The sequence below is a fragment of the Altibacter lentus genome (assembly GCF_000746845.1).
GTDB lineage: Bacteria > Bacteroidota > Bacteroidia > Flavobacteriales > Flavobacteriaceae > Altibacter > Altibacter lentus.
Window position 1 is genome coordinate 2,566,123 of record NZ_KN050846.1, and the last position, 14,624, is coordinate 2,580,746.

Annotated in this window: 14 protein-coding genes; 11 read left to right on the forward strand and 3 right to left on the reverse strand. The window is 43.6% G+C overall.

From position 1 onward, the window contains the following. Positions 1-24: 24 nt before the first annotated feature. Positions 25-1,557 carry a bifunctional phosphoribosylaminoimidazolecarboxamide formyltransferase/IMP cyclohydrolase gene (gene purH / locus JS40_RS11910; RefSeq protein ID WP_034260873.1) on the reverse strand — a complete coding sequence of 511 codons (1,533 nt, stop codon included), beginning with the start codon at positions 1,555-1,557 and terminating at the stop codon, positions 25-27. A 128-nt stretch (positions 1,558-1,685) separates the two neighbouring features. Here purH and JS40_RS11915 point away from each other — a divergent pair, with 128 nt between their 5' ends. Continuing rightward, positions 1,686-2,942 (forward strand): ABC transporter permease, encoded by a 1,257-nt coding sequence (locus JS40_RS11915; protein WP_034260875.1) that lies wholly within the window; start codon positions 1,686-1,688, stop codon positions 2,940-2,942. A gap of 44 nt (positions 2,943-2,986) precedes the next feature. Here JS40_RS11915 and JS40_RS11920 read toward each other — a convergent pair whose 3' ends face one another. After that, on the reverse strand, positions 2,987-3,442 hold the full coding sequence (locus JS40_RS11920; RefSeq protein WP_034262446.1) for a GAF domain-containing protein: 456 nt from the start codon (positions 3,440-3,442) through the stop codon (positions 2,987-2,989). Between the two features lie 86 nt (positions 3,443-3,528). Between JS40_RS11920 and xrtF the strand changes: the two genes are divergently transcribed. From xrtF to JS40_RS11970, 10 genes are all read left to right on the forward strand, one after another. After that, positions 3,529-4,077 (forward strand): exosortase family protein XrtF, encoded by a 549-nt coding sequence (gene xrtF / locus JS40_RS11925; protein WP_034260883.1) that lies wholly within the window; start codon positions 3,529-3,531, stop codon positions 4,075-4,077. Then, complete coding sequence (locus tag JS40_RS11930; protein WP_034260884.1) at positions 4,070-4,495, forward strand: exosortase F system-associated membrane protein; 426 nt, start codon at positions 4,070-4,072, stop codon at positions 4,493-4,495. Before xrtF ends, JS40_RS11930 begins: the two co-directional genes overlap by 8 nt. Positions 4,496-4,536: 41 nt before the next feature. Further along, positions 4,537-5,082 (forward strand): DUF3347 domain-containing protein, encoded by a 546-nt coding sequence (locus JS40_RS11935; protein ID WP_051957582.1) that lies wholly within the window; start codon positions 4,537-4,539, stop codon positions 5,080-5,082. 78 nt (positions 5,083-5,160) lie between these two features. Then, the gene (locus tag JS40_RS11940) at positions 5,161-5,892 is read left to right on the forward strand and encodes an acetolactate decarboxylase (RefSeq protein WP_051957583.1); all 732 of its coding nucleotides are present in this window, start codon (positions 5,161-5,163) and stop codon (positions 5,890-5,892) included. A gap of 98 nt (positions 5,893-5,990) precedes the next feature. Next, on the forward strand, positions 5,991-6,404 hold the full coding sequence (locus JS40_RS11945; protein ID WP_152558176.1) for an HYC_CC_PP family protein: 414 nt from the start codon (positions 5,991-5,993) through the stop codon (positions 6,402-6,404). Between the two features lie 97 nt (positions 6,405-6,501). Continuing rightward, on the forward strand, positions 6,502-9,003 hold the full coding sequence (locus JS40_RS11950) for a heavy metal translocating P-type ATPase (protein ID WP_034260890.1): 2,502 nt from the start codon (positions 6,502-6,504) through the stop codon (positions 9,001-9,003). Between the two features lie 9 nt (positions 9,004-9,012). Then, positions 9,013-11,280 (forward strand): TonB-dependent receptor, encoded by a 2,268-nt coding sequence (locus JS40_RS11955; RefSeq protein WP_034260892.1) that lies wholly within the window; start codon positions 9,013-9,015, stop codon positions 11,278-11,280. An 85-nt stretch (positions 11,281-11,365) separates the two neighbouring features. Further along, positions 11,366-11,734 (forward strand): heavy-metal-associated domain-containing protein, encoded by a 369-nt coding sequence (locus tag JS40_RS11960; protein ID WP_034260895.1) that lies wholly within the window; start codon positions 11,366-11,368, stop codon positions 11,732-11,734. A 131-nt stretch (positions 11,735-11,865) separates the two neighbouring features. Beyond that, positions 11,866-12,186 carry a four-helix bundle copper-binding protein gene (locus JS40_RS15295; protein WP_084677497.1) on the forward strand — a complete coding sequence of 107 codons (321 nt, stop codon included), beginning with the start codon at positions 11,866-11,868 and terminating at the stop codon, positions 12,184-12,186. Between the two features lie 371 nt (positions 12,187-12,557). Beyond that, positions 12,558-12,770, forward strand: a complete 213-nt coding sequence (locus JS40_RS11970) for a hypothetical protein (protein ID WP_034260900.1) — start codon at positions 12,558-12,560, stop codon at positions 12,768-12,770. 161 nt (positions 12,771-12,931) lie between these two features. On the opposite strand, the gene groL is transcribed toward JS40_RS11970, so the two are convergent. Continuing rightward, positions 12,932-14,560, reverse strand: coding sequence for a chaperonin GroEL (groL, locus tag JS40_RS11975; RefSeq protein ID WP_034260902.1), 1,629 nt, complete (start codon positions 14,558-14,560; stop codon positions 12,932-12,934). Positions 14,561-14,624: the final 64 nt, after the last annotated feature.

The following is a 14,624-nucleotide window of genomic DNA, read 5'->3' on the forward strand; positions in this document are numbered from 1 at the left end:
AACTCCTCACAAATGTACTAAAATTTAGTGCTTAAAATGACGTGTACCTGTAAATACCATAGCCATTTTGTGCGCATTGCAATAATCGATACTCAATTCGTCTTTAATAGAGCCTCCGGGCTGTATCACCGCAGTTATTCCTGCGTCATCAGCGATCTCAACACAATCGGGAAACGGAAAGAACGCATCACTGGCCATCACTGCGCCTTGCAGGTCAAAATTAAAAGCACGGGCTTTATCAATGGCTTGACGTAACGCATCTACTCGTGAGGTTTGTCCCGTTCCGCTGGCACACAATTGCTTTCCTTTTACCAGTACAATGGTGTTCGATTTTGTGTGTTTGCAGATCTTGGAAGCAAATAACAAATCATCTAACTCGGTGTTGGAAGGTTTAGTATTTGTAGCCTGTGTTAAATTTTCGGCAGCGTCAGTCAGGTTGTCTTTATCCTGAACAAGTACGCCGTTCAAACAGGTGCGAAGCGTTGTTTCGGGAAGTCGATTTTCTTTCTGAACCAGAAGAATACGATTTTTCTTTCCTTTCAATATTTTTTCTGCTTCGGAAGTGAACGAAGGAGCGATCACCACTTCACAAAATAAAGTATGTATCTCTTCTGCCGTTGGCTCGTCAATTTCAGTATTGGAAATTAAAATGCCTCCAAAGGCCGAAACAGGATCCCCTGCCAATGCATCAGTATAAGCCTGAAGCACGGTTTCTCGTTGCGCGATCCCACATGCGTTGTTATGCTTCAGAATAGCAAACGTGGGAGCTTCGGTATTAAATTCCGACATGAGATTTACGGCGGCATCTACATCCAGCAAATTATTGTAGCTCAATTCCTTTCCGTGGAGTTTGGTAAACATGGCATCAAAATCCCCAAAGAAGAAACCACGTTGATGCGGATTCTCACCGTAGCGCAGGACTTGTGCATTGGTCTCACTGATCTTTAACGCCGGAATGCTGTGATCACTGTTGAAATAGTTGAAGATAGCAGTATCGTAATGCGAGGAAACATTAAATGCCTTTGCGGCAAAGCGTTTTCGATCCTGCAATGAAATGCTGCCGTTTTCTTCTGAAAGCAACTGTAATAACTCATCGTAATCTTCCATGGTGGACACACAAAGTGTATCCTTGAAGTTCTTGGCAGCGGCACGTATCAAGGAGATGCCCCCTATATCTATCTTTTCAATGATGTCTTGTTCTGAAGCACCCGAAGCAACTGTCTTTTCAAAAGGGTAGAGGTCGACAATCACAAGGTCCAGTTGAGGAATGTTATACTGTCCCATTTCTCGTACATCGCTGTCGTTATCTTGTCTGTTTAAAATACCACCAAATACTTTGGGATGCAGCGTTTTAACTCTTCCCCCTAAAATGGACGGGTAATCGGTTACATCCTCTACTGCGATCACATCGATCCCAAGATCGTTTATAAATTTTTGTGTTCCTCCTGTGGAGTAGATCATCACACCTTGTTCGTTGAGTTTTTGAACAATGGGGGCAAGGCCGTCCTTGTGAAATACTGAAATTAATGCAGAAGTGATCTTTTTTGAATCAGTCATGATAGAATTTTAATGAATTGCTCGTAAAGGAAGGTGCAAAAGTACATAATTACCAAGTAATTTTGTAACATTACCCTAGAGAAAACGTCTTATCTTTATTCTGAATTTCAACCGAGAAATATCAAGCTATGTTAATCTACCTTCGCGTACTTAAAGAGAGTTTTAACTTTGCGATCAACGCGCTTAAGAACAATAAATTACGTACGTTTTTGTCTCTCGTAGGAGTCACCATTGGTATCTTTTCGATCATTGCAGTCCTCGCTGCGGTCGATAGCTTAAAAAAGGAAATTGAAGGGAGTATTTCTTCATTGGATAACAGCACTATTTACTTAGGTCGTTTTTCTTTTGGACCCACCGATGTTCCTAATTGGAAACGGGAACAATTTCCCGATGTAACCTATGAAGAATACCAGTACCTGAAGCGCACGGTTCCGGATCTTTATGCAGCTTCCTACACACTCAATGTGCAGAGTGAGATCGTTAAGTACGAAGACAAGTCGGTGAGTAATGTAGAGATCGGTGCGGTCACCGATGAGTATTATGATATTGAAGCCTTACAACTTTCTGAAGGGCGGTTCTTCAATGAAGCCGAATCTGCCAGTGGTTCGCCGGTACTTGTTGCCGGAGATGAGATCGCTGTTTCTCTATTCGGTTCTGCCGAAGCAGCTATCGGTAAAAAAGTACGTCTGTACGGTCAAAAATTTACTGTGATCGGTGTTTTGAAGAAGGAAGGGAGTGGCTTATTTGGAGGCTCTAAGGATACCTCTGTCTTTCTTCCGGTGAATATGGTTCGCCGAATCTTTGGGGATAACAACAAGAATTTATTTCCTTTTATCATTATCAAACCCGAAAAAGGGATCGACCAGGCAGAATTTGTTGCTTTACTCACTCAAAAACTTCGTATGGCACGCGGGTTGAAACCCGATGAGATCGATAACTTCTTTGTGAATGAATTGCAGGGGTTTGCCGATTTTATTGACAATATTACCGGTCAGATGAATATCATCGGACTCATTATTAGTGGTTTTTCTCTTTTGGTTGGTGGCTTTGGAATTGCCAATATCATGTTCGTGAGTGTGAAGGAGCGTACCAGCCTCATCGGGATACAAAAGTCTTTGGGAGCCAAGAACCGTTTTATACTTCTGCAATTCCTCTTTGAAGCGGTAATTCTTGCGGTTATTGGAGGATTGATCGGGTTGGTGCTTGTGTTCTTTGTGTCACTTATCGCTTCTCAATTCACGGGGGATTTTGAATTTATACTCTCACCCTGGAACATGTTCTTAGGGACCGCTATTTCTGCAGGTATCGGGTTGATATCGGGTATATTGCCGGCAATTTCCGCATCACGCTTGGATCCGGTGGAAGCCATTCGAACAGGAATGTAATTTTTGAAAGTATAAGGTTCTATTATGTTATAAAACCTTATCCTTTAAAGGATCTCAGCAACCTGTTCATTCACCCACTCCAGGAATCGTTCGTCCTCAGGAGAAAAGGGATCGGCCATGTGCGAATCAATATCGATCTGCCCCACGTTCTTCCCGTCTTTGAACAACGGAATTACGATCTCGGCCTTGACATACATGCTGCATGCGATATAATTATTCTGGGCCTTGACATCGGAAACCACAAAATTTTGATTCGATTCGGCTACTTGTCCGCAAATGCCTTTACCAAATGGAATGACCGTATGGTCTGTGGGTTCACCCGCAAAAGCTCTTAGATGCAAAGTGCGTTCGGCTTCATTGGCAAAATAGAATCCAACCCAGTCGTAGTAACCGATCGTAGCTTGTAGGAGTTCACATACTTCAGTAAGTCGCTGCTCGACACTTTCAGAGTCATTGGCGAGTATTGTAGTTACTTTAGGGCGCAGGGCATCAAAAGGCATATCTTTATTTTTCAGTAAAAGTATTTCAAAACAGGCATATACACCAAGTACAAATGCTGTATTTTTGTTAAAAATAGCCACAGTCCTTGCGAACACTTTTCAGAAAATATAAAAAAGTTCTTCAATTTATAGTGCTTTTCTTAGGTTCTTACGTGGTTTTAAGTATGCTCTATTGGGGCTACCTTAACATCTACATGGAAACCGAAATTACCACAGATCCTGCTACCCGATTGGTGGCCAAGCAAAGCAGCGCAGTGATCCGCGGATTTGGATATGAGGCCGAAGTGATCCCAAATTCATCTGAACCTACTATGCGTCTTATGGTGGAAAAGAACTATGTAGCACGCATTGTTGAAGGTTGTAACGCAATTAGTATCATCATTCTGTTTATGGCCTTTGTGATCGCTTTTTCTGAATCATGGAAAAAAACGCTCTTATTTCTTTTTGCCGGTGCTGTACTTATCTACGGGGTGAACGTGGTTCGAATTGTGATCTTGGCCATTGCATTATATGAATATCCGGAACAGAAGGAACTCTTGCACGGGGTGGTCTTTCCGGGCCTTATTTATGGCATGGTGTTTCTTTTATGGATGGTGTGGGTGCGAATGCTTTCAGTAAAAAGGCGCCATGAGTAAGCCCGTAAAAATAATACTGCTTGTGTTGCTGGTAGGACTGCTGGTACTTATACGAATGTTTGAGGATCAATTGTTCTACGGAGTGCTGATGGATTTTTTTAAGACCACGCATAGCACCGATCCGTTGCCGTCTTACGATCTAGGTAAACTGCTGGGGAGTATTTCGCTTCGGTTTGGGATGAACACAGTACTATCGTTGGGGATTCTTTGGGTATTATTCCGGGAGCTTGCTATTGTGAGGCTTTCTGTCATCTTGTATGCGATACTATACGTGGTTGCCATGACATTATTCCTACTGTTAATTTCTTCGGAAACTTCCGGGGGGCACCTCATGCTGTTCTACGTAAGGAGATTCTTGATTCAGCCCTTATTTCTACTTATTTTAGTTCCTGCATTCTACTTTCAGAACCGTAAATAAGGTCAAATTTGGTATCTTTGCACAACTCTAAAATCAAAATCATGAAAAAATATATTGCCCTGCCTATTTTAATCATTACCATTGTCGCTTCCGGTTGTAAGAATGAAACAAAGAATCCTGAACCGGAAGTCGTAACCGTGGATACCACCCAAGACAATAAACAATACGAAGCTTCTGCTACCGAAGCAGAATTCAATGATCCAAAGATCGCTGAAGTGTTCAATCAATACATCAACGTTAAGACTGCTTTGGTAAATACCGATGCAAAAGCTGCTTCTGTAGCCGCGTCTCAACTTATGACCGCCTTTGCTAATGTGGGTGTGGAAGAGGTTGCCTTGAAGGCAGCACAAAATATTGTAGAGAGCGATGATGTGGAAGCGCAACGCACTGCTTTTGTTGCCGTAACGACCAGTGTAGAGCAAATGCTTACAGATAACCTAAAATCGGGAACGATCTACAAGCAATACTGTCCTATGGCTTTTGATAATACCGGAGCTGCTTGGTTAAGCAACAGTAAGGATATTTACAACCCTTATTTTGGAGACAAGATGCTTAAATGTGGCCGAATAGAAGCAGAGATCAAGTAATCCAAAAGGCACCTGCTTCGGCTTTACTTCCCGAACAAGCGCTTTTTCAACTATTATATCGTTGTAATTTAAATAATCGTGAATCGTATCCTTTCTCTTGCGCTTACACTCTGCCTGTTGCAGAGCTGTGATAATAAAACAGCCTCACAAAAGGATGAAAGTATCGACACATCGGTACAGTATTCAGGTGCTCTTCAGCAGGTAATGCATGGCAGGATGGAAGGAACAATCGCTCTAAAAGAGCTCGAAAACAAACCACATTTGTATGCATTGGGAGCAGTTGAGAACCTGCAGGGGGAAATACAGGTCTTTGATGGAAAGCCCTTGCTGAGCAAACGAACGGACGAGATGGTAACTCTTACTGAATCGTTCGACACGTCGGCAGCATTACTCGTCTACACACAAGTGCCGGAGTGGCAATCCGTCGCCGTCGCTTCTATGATTAGAAGTCAGGGGCAATTTGAGATGTTCTTGATACAGGAAGCCAAAAAAGCAGGTATCGATGTTTCGAAACCTTTTCCTTTTTTACTCACGGGAACCGTGGCACGCTTGGACTGGCATATTGTAAACTGGGATATCAACAATACGCAGCACACGGAGGAAAATCACCTGCGGTACGGACTTAATGGCGTGCTAAGCAATGGTGATGTAGAGATCATAGGATTCTATTCTAAAGATCATCAAGGGGTCTTTACACACATGAAAGAGAACACACACATGCATTTTAAGACCGACAATGTTAGTTTGGCAGGGCATGTGGATCGTATTTTTTTAGGGAATAATATGATATTGAAGTTGCCTAAGCAGTAATGTCATCGTGAATTGTAAAGATGTGTAACTGTTGCGGATAGGCCAATTTTAGTATTTTTTTGAAATATTGTTATGATATTTCAATTATCTTTGTAGCCGTGAAAAAAGGCATTTCCATAATACTTTCATTATTGTTGTTGCTAAGCAGCAGCGGGATCGCCTATTCACAACATTTTTGCAGCGGTTATGAAGTGATGGCTAAGTTCACGCTGGGTGAAATGTTCCTTTCCTGCGGAATGGAAATGAGCTCAGATTCTTGTGATTCTTCCACAGAGACACAATCCGAAAAGCACTGCTGCGATAATGAGTACACTTCGGTTGAAACCGATGATACTTTTTCGAAAACTTCTTTTGAAGTTGCTTTTACTTCCCCTGCATTCATTACTCCCGATGCTGTTTTTGCATTTCAGCAAGCAGGCATAGACGCAGATAATGTAGATTTCTTTGCGGATTACAGTCCGCCACCCCTCGGTAAGGACATTCCTGTACTTTACCAGATTTTCTTGATTTAGACCTTGTAAGTTTCCATGGTCCAGCCCTTGTTGGATTACGGTCCTTTATTCTGAAGTTTTCAGAAATGCATTTTTGTAACACTGTTTAAATTAAACTATGACTCATACCTATACCATTCACGGAATGACCTGCAACGGCTGCCGAAGCCATGTAGAACAAGCACTGTCTAAAGTAGACGGTGTCGTCAAGGCGTTTGTTGATCTCGAAAAGGCAGAAGCCACCATCGAGATGGAAACACACATTCCTATAGAAAAATTTCAGGCAGCATTAGAAAAAGATGGCGGTACTTATAGTATTCACCCTCATGGGGAGGCGCCTTCCCTTGCCAAAACATCGAAGCAGCAGCCCAAGGGCGAGGGCACGGGAACTTTTTACTGTCCCATGCATTGTGAAGGTGACAAAACCTACGATGCCCCGGGCGATTGCCCTGTGTGCGGAATGGATCTGGTGGAAGAAGTGAATCTAACAACAGGATCTTCAACTCAATATACCTGCCCGATGCATCCCGAGGTTGTTCGAAATGAACCGGGCGACTGTCCTATCTGTGGAATGGACCTGGTGTCTGTGCAGGGAAATGTTTCGGCGGAAGAGAAGAAATATAAAGGATTGCTTCGAAAGTTATGGCTAGCAGTTGCTTTCACTCTTCCTATTTTTCTCATCGCCATGTCTGAAATGCTTTCGGAAAATCCGTTGTATGATCTCTTGGCACTACGCTACTGGAACTGGATTCAGTTTGGGCTTTCTATTCCTGTGGTGTTTTATGCCACTTGGATGTTCTTTGAGCGGGCGTATCGCTCTGTCAAAACATGGAACCTTAATATGTTCACGCTTATTGGGATTGGTGCCGGAGTAGCATGGTTGTTTAGTTTGTTTGGGATGTTATTCCCGGATGTTTTTCCCGGTCAGTTCAAGACCGAAGCGGGTACGGTGCACGTATATTTTGAAACGGCCACCGTAATACTCACTTTAGTTCTGCTGGGACAGGTGTTGGAAGCCCGGGCACACAGTCGGACCAACAGTGCGATCAAAGAGTTACTGAAACTCGCTCCTAATAAGGCGACCCGAATTGTAGACGGGAAGGAAGAAAGCATTTCGATCGAGCAAATTCAATTGGGAGATCTGCTTCGTGTGAAACCCGGAGATAAGATCCCCGTAGATGGCGTGATCACCGAAGGCGAAAGTTCTGTAGACGAATCTATGATCACCGGAGAGCCTATTCCGGTTTCGAAAGGGGAAGGAGACAGGGTGAGTTCGGGAACGATCAATGGCAAGCAATCTTTTATCGTAAAAGCTGAAAAAGTAGGGAATGATACCTTGCTCTCGCAGATCATCGATATGGTGAACAAGGCCAGCAGAAGCCAGGCTCCTATTCAAAAACTTGCCGATAAGATCTCCGGGTATTTCGTGCCAATCGTGGTGCTAGTCTCGGTGACCACTTTTATTGTCTGGGCGATCTACGGTCCGGAACCTGCCTATGTCTATGCGCTGGTGAACGCCATCGCGGTTCTTATCATCGCTTGTCCGTGTGCGTTGGGACTGGCTACGCCCATGTCTGTGATGGTAGGTGTGGGGAAGGGCGCACAGAACGGCGTATTGATAAAGAATGCAGAGGCCCTTGAAAAAATGGACACCATCGACACACTTATCATCGATAAGACAGGAACCATAACCGAAGGAAAACCCTCTGTGGAACGAATAGGAATTTCAGAGAACGCTTCAAAAGAAGAAGTTTTGGAATATATAGTCGCTGTGAACCAATTAAGTGAGCATCCCTTGGCCGAGGCCACGGTTCGCTTCGGAAAGGAGAACAATGTAAAAATTTTGAAAGCTACCAATTTCCATTCGGTGACAGGAAAAGGTGTTACCGGGACGGTACATGGTAAGAAGATCGCACTTGGAAACGAAAAGCTGATGGAAGAAGTAGAGGCTTCTGTTTCCGAAGCCCTTCAGAAAGAAATCACCGAAGCACAACAAAAAGGAAAGACCGTTCCCTATCTGTCGGTAGATGGAATAGCCATAGGTTATGTAGTTATTGGTGATAAGATAAAAGAAACGAGCAAGAAAGCCATTGAAGAGTTGCAGAAGAGCGGCGTGGAAGTAATCATGCTTACCGGTGACAATCATGATACGGCTCAGGCAGTGGCTCTTGAACTGGACTTAACAGAATTCAAAGCCGAAATGCTGCCACAGGACAAACTTGACGAAGTAGCGCGGCTTCAAAATGAAGGACGCAAAGTAGCCATGGCAGGAGACGGCATCAACGATGCGCCGGCACTCGCCAAGAGCGATGTAGGGATCGCTATGGGAACCGGCACCGATGTTGCCATAGAAAGCGCTGCGATCACACTGGTGAAGGGCGATCTGCATGGTATAGTGAAAGCCCGAAACCTTAGTATCAAGGTAATGCGAAACATTAAGCAGAACCTATTTTTCGCACTTATTTATAATACTCTTGGCGTGCCCATTGCAGCGGGCGTACTTTTTCCGTTCTTCGGAATTTTGCTCTCTCCTATGATAGCGGCCCTGGCAATGAGCTTCAGCTCGGTGTCGGTGATCGCAAATGCGTTGCGATTACGTTCAACAAATATTGATTTATAAAAAACATACATGAAACAATTAGCATATATACTTTTCTTACTTCCTACATTGATCTTAGCGCAGGATTCCTTGGAAGGAACCATTCTCACGGAAACGGAAGACAATAAGACCATGGGACTTCCCGGAGCCAATGTGTATTGGTTGGATACTTCCGAAGGGACTATCACAGACTTAGATGGTACTTTCAGCCTTCCTTATAAAACCGAATATACACGTTTGGTGGTGAGTTATGTAGGATACGAGACCGATACGTTAACGGTCAACAGCCCGAGGAACATTCGGCATACACTGCGGGCGTCCAATAATTTGGGAGAAGTAACCGTGAGCACGCGCAAAAGATCAAGTTCGGTGTCTTATATTTCAGCAGAAAATATTACCAATATAAGCAGCGATGAGCTTTTAAAAGCGGCGTGTTGTAATCTTTCTGAAAGCTTTGAGACCAATCCTTCCATTGATGTGAATTTTGCCGATGCCGTTTCGGGAGCACGCCAGATTAGAATGCTGGGGCTTACGAGTCCATACATTTTGATCACTACCGAAAACATTCCCGCAATTCGCGGAGCCTCCCAAACGTATGGTTTGAGTTTTATTCCCGGAACCTGGGTGGAAAGCATCCAGATCACCAAAGGGGCGGGGAGTGTGACGAACGGATTCGAGAGTATCGCCGGACAGATCAACACCGAGTTGCGAAAACCATCAACCGATGATAGATTGTTCGTAAATCTGTATGGTGCTACCAATGAACGCTTCGAACTCAACACACACCTTAATACGCAGGTGAGCGATCGCTGGAGTACAGGACTGTACCTGCATGGTAATGTTAGAAATAAGGAACACGACGAGAACAACGATACGTTCTTAGATATGCCAACCGGAGAACAGCTAAATGTGATGAACCGCTGGCAGTATACCAATACCGAAAAGGGTATTGTGAGTTTTCTGAACTTTCGGTATCTGGACGATATAAAACAGGCCGGGCAACTGGATTCTGAGCATGGCACGACAGATGGTGGTGGCGGACACGGGATCACTCGGCAAAACAGCACGGAGCTGTGGCGCAGTGAGATCGATACCCGAAGATACGATCTATCGGCAAAACTTGGGTATGTCAATCCGAAAATTCCGTATCAAACGGCAGGACTTCAGTTTGCTTTCAGCGAACATGAACAAGCTTCTTTTTTTGGTCTCAATACCTACGACATTTCGCACCGCAGTATCTATTCTAATTTTGTGTATAATTCCATTATTAGCGACTCACGCCATAAGGTTAAGACGGGTGTAAGTTATACACACGACGATTATGAAGAATTAGTGAACAGTGATGTTTACAGTCGCACAGAAAATTCGGTGGGGGGATTTTTTGAGTATGCGTATGACAATCTTGGCAGTCTCAATCTTACGGCAGGGATACGTTTAGATCATCATAATTTATTGGGAACCTTTTTAACGCCGCGATTGCATGTTCGTTACACCCCTTGGGGAAAATCGGCCTTTCGAGCATCGGTGGGGCGCGGAAAGCGAAGTGCAAACATCTTTGCTGAGAATCAGTCATTATTCGCCACAGCACGGACCATCAATATTTTGGACAGCGGTGGGGAGATTTATGGGTTAGACCCTGAGATCGCTTGGAACTACGGGGTTTCTTACTTACAGGGATTTAATCTCTTCGGAAGAAAAGCCGATGTCACCTTAGACTTTTATCGTACCGATTTTCAAGATCAGGTGGTCGTGGACTGGGAGAACCGAAAAGAGATCCGTTTTTACAATTTGAAGGGTGAGAGCTTCGCCAACAGTTTTCAGGTAGAATTTCATATTAATTTGCTGGAGCGGCTCGATCTAAGAAGTGCCTATAAGTATTATGATATTCAAACCGATTATATTTCAGGAAGGCTGGAAAAACCTCTCACGGCCCAACACCGTTTATTTGGGAACATTGCTTACGAAACCGAGATCCAGCCCAACGGCTCTCAATGGAAGTTCGACGCTACCTACAATTGGTTAGGAGAACAACGTTTCTCAAAAACAAGTGACAATCCGTTGCCTTATCAATTGCCGGAGTATTCACCAACAGTTGGAACGCTCAACGCACAGGTCACCAATGTGCTGACCCCTAATTTTGAGATCTATTTTGGCGGAGAGAACATACTGGATGTTACACAGGAAAACCCAATTATCGCAAGTCAGGATCCCTTTGGACCAAATTTTGATACTACCTTTGTATATGGCCCTATTTTTGGGAGTATGTATTACGCCGGCTTGCGCTACAAGTTGAATTAATTAGTTGCTGTCACCCCGCAACTTTAATAATAATATAAAGGAAGGTGGTTCGGGTGTACACCTTCAGAAAAAATAAAAAGAAAAAATGAAAAAAGTACTTTTATTGGTAACGGTCTTCTTTATGACCACCGCAGTCTTTGCACAAGATAAGAACGCCAGAGCCACGATCGAGGTGGATGGTATCTGTGGTATGTGTAAACAGCGAATAGAACGCGCGTCCTTAAATACCAAAGGAGTGAAATCGGCTGTATGGAGTGTTGAAACACATCAGTTAAGCCTTATCTTTGATGAGCGTAAAACCGATCTTGCCACGATCCAGCAAAACATTGCGAATGTGGGTCATGATACGCATGAGATCAAAGCAACTGAAGAGGCCTACAACAGTGTTCACGATTGTTGTAAGTATCGAAGCGAAGAAATTAAGGACGCCCACGGCAAGAAGGACAATAATTAAAAGTTTGAGGGAAAGGGTTGACAGGAATATTAAGTAAACTTTAATATTTCGGCAGCAAATCTTATCATTCCTTTAAAATGAAGTAAAGTGGTCATTGTGTATCTTGAAGTGGAACCTTAAAACCACGAACAATGAGACACGAAAAATTAATTCACGCCTTAGGTAACTGCATCAATCATTGTAACTATTGTGCCGATGCCTGTTTAAATGAGCCTAATGTAAAGGAAATGGTCAACTGTATTCGCACAGACCGTGTTTGTGCCGAAGTGTGTAGCACATTAAATCAGCTTTTGGCCATGGATTACAAAGATGTTGATGATCTGGTGCGCTACTGCATTAAAGTGTGTAAGGCCTGCGCCGAAGAATGTGGTCAACACGATCACGATCATTGTAAGCAATGTGCTGAAGCCTGCAACAATTGCGTTGCCCAGTGTGAAGCTTTTCTGGCATAGAACCAAATGCGGTTGTGTTCAGCAATATATCTTTCACTTAAAATTTTTAAACGAAAAAGGAGTTGTTTTACAGCTCCTTTTTTTGCGAAAAAAAATGTGAAACTTTTAGTTAAATTTTAGCCAACAAAAAAATCATCGTATTAAAAAACAATGTACATTTACTTAGTCATTTAAATCAATATTCATTATGGCAACACCTAAGTCAAACAGCAAGCCTTCTGCAAAGAAAGCACCAGCGAAAGCTCCTGCTAAGAAGGCTCCGACTGCTTCTAAGAAGAAGTAATTCGAAGGGGGTTTATTCCGATAAACCTTTTAGTCAGAAAATACCTAGTGGCCACCCTTAAACAAGGTGGTTTTTGTATTTTTACTGCATGCTTTTAAAACCCAAAATACTGTTATATATTATTACGGTGGCCGTACTCATCGCGGCTGTGGTATGGGAATACTATATGCAGCAATGGCTGTCTTACCAGCCTAATGGCGGCGCCAACGTAATGCGCGTTGATCTTTTTGTGATCTGGCCGGTGGTCATCACTCTGGTGGCGATCTCTCTTTTTAAAATCTTTAGAAAAGAGGACGCTTAAAAATCCTATACACAAATTGTTGTTATTCGTCGGCTCCAGCCCTGTATCAAAATGATTTCAGCATAAAAAACAAGCCTTTTACAAATGAAAAAAGGCCTTCGTTTTTCAACAAAGACCTTCTTTTAACAATTAACTTTTCTACTGTCTATGGCGACTGGCCATTACATCATGCCCGGCATTCCGCCACCCATTGGAGGCATCGACGGACTATCTTCTTTGATGTCTACCAGTGCGCATTCTGTTGTCAAGATCATACCTGCAACCGAAGCTGCATTCTCCAAAGCGATGCGTGTCACCTTCTTAGGATCGATGATCCCGGCCTTTAGCATGTCTACATACTGTTCGGTTTTAGCATCGTATCCAAAGTTCTTCTTGCCTTCAAGAACCTTGTTGATCACTACCGATCCTTCTCCTCCTGCATTCTCTACTATGGTACGTAAGGGTGATTCGATGGCACGTGCCACGATCTGTATCCCTGTAGATTCGTCAAGGGTATCTGTGGTCAATTTCTCAAGCACTTTAATGGCTCTCACTAGTGCCACACCACCTCCGGCTACAATTCCTTCTTCCACAGCAGCTCTGGTTGCATGAAGGGCATCGTCCACACGATCTTTCTTCTCTTTCATTTCTACTTCGGAAGCAGCACCCACATACAATACAGCTACACCACCGGCCAATTTGGCCAAACGCTCCTGCAACTTTTCTTTGTCGTAGTCACTGGTTGTAGTTTCTATTTGTGCTTTGATCTGGTTGACGCGTGCTTTAATGTCTCCTTTGTTTCCGGCACCGTTCACAATGGTAGTATTGTCCTTATCGATGGTGATGGTCTCTGCAGAACCTAACATATCAACAGTTGCGTTCTCAAGTGTGAAGCCGCGTTCTTCTGAAATTACGGTTCCTCCGGTCAATACTGCAATATCTTCGAGCATGGACTTTCTTCGGTCTCCAAACCCCGGTGCTTTCACTGCGGCGATCTTAAGCGATCCGCGAAGTTTGTTCACTACTAAGGTTGCCAGCGCTTCTCCGTCCACATCCTCTGCAATGATCAATAAGGACTTTCCTTGCTGTGCCACAGGCTCCAGTACAGGAAGAAGATCCTTCATGGAAGAGATCTTTTTGTCGTATAACAAGATCATTGGATTCTCCAGCTCGGTCTGCATTTTATCGCTGTCTGTTACAAAATAAGGAGATAGGTATCCGCGGTCAAACTGCATTCCTTCCACTACATCTACGTAGGTTTCGGTTCCTTTGGCTTCTTCTACGGTAATAACCCCTTCTTTGCCTACTTTTCCGAAGGCTTTCGCGATCAACTCACCTATTACATCATCATTATTGGCCGAGATAGCAGCTACTTGCTTTATCTTATCGCTGGAGTTTCCAACTTGGGTAGCCTGCTTTTCCAGATCCTTGGTGATCGCCTCAACAGCCTTGTCGATGCCGCGTTTCAGATCCATAGGGTTGGCTCCTGCTGCAACGTTCTTTAATCCCTCTTTTACAATCGCTTGCGCCAACACAGTTGCGGTTGTGGTACCGTCTCCTGCAAGATCGTTCGTCTTGGAAGCAACTTCTTTTACCATTTGGGCTCCCATGTTCTCAAGGGCATCCTCTAATTCTATTTCTTTGGCAACGGTTACCCCGTCCTTGGTCACTTGTGGTGCCCCAAAGGATTTACTGATGATCACATTACGTCCCTTTGGGCCTAACGTTACTTTTACTGCATTTGCCAATGCGTCAACACCACGTTTAATACTGTCGCGGGCTTCTACATCAAATTTTATATCTTTTGCCATTTTTGTTTTGCTTTATGCTTCAAGCGGTCTGCCTTCAGCCGAATTAAACTATATTTTAGATGAA